A 4,767-nucleotide genomic window follows, 5' to 3' on the forward strand; every position below is an offset into this window, starting at 1 on the left:
CCTCCACCCCCCCACACGTCAGCCTTACTTTATACTCCTCAGACGCCCCCCCACACCACCACCCACACAGGCGCCCCCCCCGCCACCCCAAGAGCTATAAAAGCGCCCCCCCTCCCCCACCCCCCCCCCCCCCCCCCCCCCCCCCCCGGCCTGCCCCACTGCGCCCGAGCCACCACTACCGCCATTCCCCCACAACAAGCCGCCGGCCCCGCCGGCCTGCCCGGTCCCCGAAGCCCCATGGGCGCCATCACCGATCAGCGGACGCCCCAACAACATCTGCGTGGGCGCATTGATCGCATCCAGCACCGCCTGCTCCACGGCCCGCAACGGCGACGCATTGGTCACCTCAGCACCTGCATACGCATTTCCCGCCGCTGTCAGCGCCTGCACAAACCGGGTATGAAACACCGCCGCCTGCGCGCTGATCGCCTGGTACTCCTGAGCATGCGTACCGAACAAGGCCGCGATCGCCGCCGACACCTCATCCTCGGCCGCCGCCAGCACCACCGTCGTCGGACCCGCCGCCGCCGCACCGGCCGCACTGACCGCTGACTCAATACCCGCCAAGTCCGACACGGCCGCAGCCACCAACTCCGGCGCCACACTGACAAACGACATTCCACGCACCTCCCAGCAACCGAGTGAGCGCCCCGGCCATCGGCTCGCGAGCTCACCCACCCGTCATGGCAATCCAGGCAGTCCGTCACTCGATGAACCAGCACCGGTGACGCACCGTCGGCGAGAATTGTCGTGCCCGCGCGGGGACGCCCATAGGGCAAAATCACCTCTCTGAGCGAAAAAGCTGTGCATTTTGCACACAGCTCGCACATTGGCCGTTGCTTAGGGATCGTGGTGATTCACGGCCCGCGCCGTGGCCGGCGACGACCACAGTGTCGGCCGACAGGTCGATCTCCAGCGGCTGGTCGAAGGTGACCGGCGGTGTGTAGGTCCACGGTTTGCCGTCGGGCTGCACAGCTGACACCCAGCAGGCCGTCAACTAATGACGGGACACGGCGCTATGCCTCTTCGCTCGCCGCGGGAGCCTTGACGAGTGTGATGCGGTCGCGGCGGACAGCGGTCTCAATCCTGCTCTGGATCTCGCCGAGTTGCGCAACGACGTCCCCTCGCACCTTGAGCAGATCCTTGACCTGGGCCTCGGCGCGGCCCTTGATTAATTTCGCATCACGCTCAGCGGAGCCGACCAAGGCAGCCGCCTTGAGGCGGCTCTCCTCCTCGTAGGCCGCGACCTGGGTTTCGGCCTGGTGCCATCGCGACTTGACCTGCTGATCCAGCCGACGCTGCGCCTCGCGGCGACGGCGCTCGTCGTCCTCGGCCAGGCGCAGCTGCATCTCGCGGCGACGGCGCTCGGCTTCCTCGGTTTCCTCGGCCAGGCGGGCGCGCTCTTTATAAGCGCTCTGCAACACTTCCTCGGCCTCGGCCTTGACCTCGGCCAGGATCTCCTCACGGCGGGCGGCGATGGAAGCCTGGAATTCGGCGAGTACTGCGCTAGCGGTCGCACGGTCCTGACGAGCGGCCTCGACCTCTTCGCGTAACTCACGAGTGAGCGCGTCAGCCTCTTCGCGGGCCATCGCCTTGGTGCGGCGGGCCTCGTCGGAGGCGACGCGCATCATCCGAGCAATGCGGTCCGACATACCCTCGACCGAATCGATAGGGCCTGACAGACGGTCAATATCGCTTCTCAGCTTAGCAATCTCGATATTGAGCCGTTCGCGATCGGCTTCAACAAAGGAAGCGGCGTGCTCAAGGATACGGATCTGCTCTTGGAGGGATTCAAGCTCACCGTGAATACGCAGGATGTAGTCGGTTACTTGAGCACGATCGAGGCCGCGTATTTGCGTCTCAAATGCGGGAATTGCTCTTGCCATCGACGTTTCTCCCATTGCTAGAGATATTATGTTCTCCTCATATTGTTTTCGCCGCTGATGAACAGGCGAATATGTCTACTGCGCGTATTCGGACTATCCGACACCGTCAAGCAGCTCATGAGTGATACCAGCATCGCAAGCCGAATGCGCACCATGAGCGGAGGATGTGTCGGAATGAACCGGAGTCAAGAAGATGGTCCTAACCGGGTCAACTTCTCGCACCGGGCTCTCCAACGCTGTAAATTTGTCGTAGAAAAACTTCAGTTGCGTGATGGTTTTCGCGCGCACCTGATTGAGCTCATCCAACTTGGTTTGTGCCACTGCAATCTGGGCGTCTACGTCACGCTGCACCCGGGACAACACATCTCCGGCCAGGGCCTCGGCCTCAGCCAAAATCTTGGAGCCTTCGAGGGTCGCTTGCTCACGTAGTCGAGTGATATCTGTGCGAACCTGCTTACTCTGCGCCAAAAGGTCAGTCCACAGCTTGGCTGCCGCCTGATATTCCAGCTTGGCTTCGGCAATGATTCGGGCGGCACGCTCCTCCGCCTCGACTCGAGTAGCCTCCGCAAACTGATGCGCCTCGGCCCGAATCTCTTCCGCTTCCGCCATGGCAGCGTTCAAAACTCCACAGAGTCGATCACCCAGGTGGTCGACGTCAGCGGGGATCTCCGCAGCCGCCTGCGAAAAACGTAACGACATTGACTCCAGCTCGGCCTGTGACCTGCTCAGCTGCTCGCTTAACTCGGCGATCCGCGCTTCACCTCGCCGGGCCAGCGCCCGCAGGTCATTGAGCGGTTGATCTTGGCTCCCAACGAGCTGGGACAATCGTTCCATTTCAAAACTCACGTGCTTGCGCCTTCGTCCATGCGGGTATGCGTCGCTCACAGCCGGGGCCGCAACTGTACTTCAGCAACACTCCTTTAAATATCGAATTGATGCGATGAATAGCTGGTGGTCTAAGGTTGCTTAAATGGCCAATAGCTGCCCATGCGATTAAGTGCTAGAAGCATCCGAAGAGTCACCAGTCCGACAGAAAGCACCGACTCATGGCTCACTCCTCCCGTCGGGAACGGGAACCCAAGAAATAGGACATCGATTAACTGATACACCACACCAGCTCTTCGCCACCAGCCCGCGTTGGCCATTATCGAGCATGCTCCCTCCCGGACACGAATTAGCGCGTCAAGGCGAATCATGCCTATAACGAACGCCAGCCGTCCAATATCCAATTACTAACGCTTGATAACCAGAGGTTATCGGCGAGGTCACCCGGTGAATCTAAGCCTCGATTTTGGGCTCTACCGAGTTGATGGGGGTCTGGTGTGACCGATTCGGATCGTGTCGGTGGCTGATTAGGGGCTCGCGCCCTTGTGAACTGGGTGTTCTCACGCATCCAGATCGCAGAAAGGCGCGAGCTTGTCCAACGGTAGTACATTGCTGCTGGGTCTCGATGGAATCGTCGTCGACACCGTGGCGCCAGGCGAGGACGGTGTCCGCGTGGTCGTTGTCGGTACTGCCGACGAATGGGTCGGCAAATGTCCGAAGTGTCGGACGCGATCGTCGCGGTCGAAGGGCTGGGTTACGACCCGTCCGCGCGATATCAAGATCGGCCCGGACCGCCCGCGGATCATGTGGCGGAAACGTAAGTGGTTGTGTACCAACATTTTGTGTAGGCGCAAGTCGTTCACCGAGTCGACTCCGGCGGTCCCCGCTCGGGCGCGGATGACGACGCGGGCGAAGTCGGAGATGGCCTCGGCAGTGCTTGACGATGATCGGTCGGTGGCCGCGGTCGCCGCCGCCTACGGGTGCACGTGGAACACCTGTCATGACGCGGTAGCGGCTTCCGCCGACCCGGTGCTCGACACCGAACCCAAGCCGGTGACGGTGCTCGGCATCGATGAAACACGCAGGGGCAAAGCGAAAAACGAGACGTGCCAAAGCACCGGGAAACGAGTCTGGATCGATCGGTTCGACACCGGACTGGTCGACATCACCGGCGCGGGCGGTCTGTTGGTACAGGTCAACGGCCGCTCGGCGGCGCCGGTGATCGACTGGCTGGGCGAACGCGACCAGGGCTGGCGCGAGTCGATCACCCACGTGGCCATCGACATGTCAGTGACCTACGCCAAGGCCGTGCGCGACGCGCTGCCGCATGCGCAGCTGATAGTGGACCGGTTTCACCTGGTCAAACGCGCCAACCAGATGGTCGAGGCGGTGCGGCGGCGCACCACCTGGGACAGCCGTGGCCGTCGCGGCCGTAAGGCCGACCCGGAGTGGCTCAACCGGCGCCGGCTGCTGCGTGGCGCCGAACGGCCCACCGAGGCCCAACGCGCCCGCCTGATTACCGCGTTGGACGCCGCCGACCCCCACGGTGACATCCTGGCCGCTTGGATCGCCAAGGAGCTGCTGCGCGACGTGCCGGCGTGCACCTCCACCGGCGGTCCGCGCTATGACCTCGCCGCTGCCTTGTACCGGTTCTACGCCTTCTGTGCCGCAACCTCTGCCCCGGAGATCCACGACCTCGCCGAAACCATCGAAACCTGGCAACAGCCCATGATTCTCGCGGTCACCACCGGCCTGTCCAACGCTCGCAGCGAAGGCTACAACCGCATCGTCAAACACGTCGGGCGCATCGCCTTCGGATTCCGCAACCCCGACAACCAACGACGCCGAGTACGGTGGGCCTGCCCCCGCCAATCACGGCAGGCGCCACTCAGGACCAGGCAACTACGCCCCTGCTAAGTCGGTAGAGCCCGTATAGGTGCGCAGCTTGGTGCGGCCAATACCGCCGCGGCCGTTTCAACGACCCAACTGGTGGCCGCTAGTGCCGATGAGGTGTCGGTGGCGATTGCGGCCTTGTTCGGCGCCCACGCTCAGCAGT

At 62.9% G+C, this 4,767-nt stretch carries 3 protein-coding genes and 3 pseudogenes; 2 read left to right on the forward strand and 4 right to left on the reverse strand.

What is annotated here, in order from left to right:
* Positions 1–45: 45 nt before the first annotated feature.
* The 4 genes and pseudogenes from MSIMFI_RS29445 to MSIMFI_RS26470 form a co-directional block, all read right to left on the reverse strand.
* Positions 46–618, reverse strand: a pseudogene (locus MSIMFI_RS29445) (PE family protein); the annotation flags it as partial.
* A gap of 244 nt (positions 619–862) precedes the next feature.
* Positions 863–970, reverse strand: a pseudogene (locus MSIMFI_RS28730) (hypothetical protein); the annotation flags it as partial.
* Between the two features lie 46 nt (positions 971–1,016).
* Positions 1,017–1,901 carry a coiled-coil domain-containing protein gene (locus tag MSIMFI_RS26465; protein ID WP_224770464.1) on the reverse strand — a complete coding sequence of 295 codons (885 nt, stop codon included), beginning with the start codon at positions 1,899–1,901 and terminating at the stop codon, positions 1,017–1,019.
* A gap of 78 nt (positions 1,902–1,979) precedes the next feature.
* Positions 1,980–2,771 carry a V-type ATP synthase subunit E family protein gene (locus tag MSIMFI_RS26470; RefSeq protein ID WP_186241582.1) on the reverse strand — a complete coding sequence of 264 codons (792 nt, stop codon included), beginning with the start codon at positions 2,769–2,771 and terminating at the stop codon, positions 1,980–1,982.
* Between the two features lie 485 nt (positions 2,772–3,256).
* Here MSIMFI_RS26470 and MSIMFI_RS26475 point away from each other — a divergent pair.
* Together MSIMFI_RS26475 and MSIMFI_RS26480 are read left to right on the forward strand one after the other, a co-directional pair.
* Positions 3,257–4,628 (forward strand): annotated as a pseudogene (locus tag MSIMFI_RS26475) (ISL3 family transposase).
* A 15-nt stretch (positions 4,629–4,643) separates the two neighbouring features.
* On the forward strand, positions 4,644–4,767 hold a 124-nt coding region (locus MSIMFI_RS26480), incomplete at its 3' end, for a PE family protein (RefSeq protein ID WP_191499902.1).

The organism is Mycobacterium simulans (assembly GCF_900232995.1).
In the GTDB taxonomy this organism is placed as follows: Bacteria; Actinomycetota; Actinomycetes; order Mycobacteriales; family Mycobacteriaceae; genus Mycobacterium; species Mycobacterium simulans.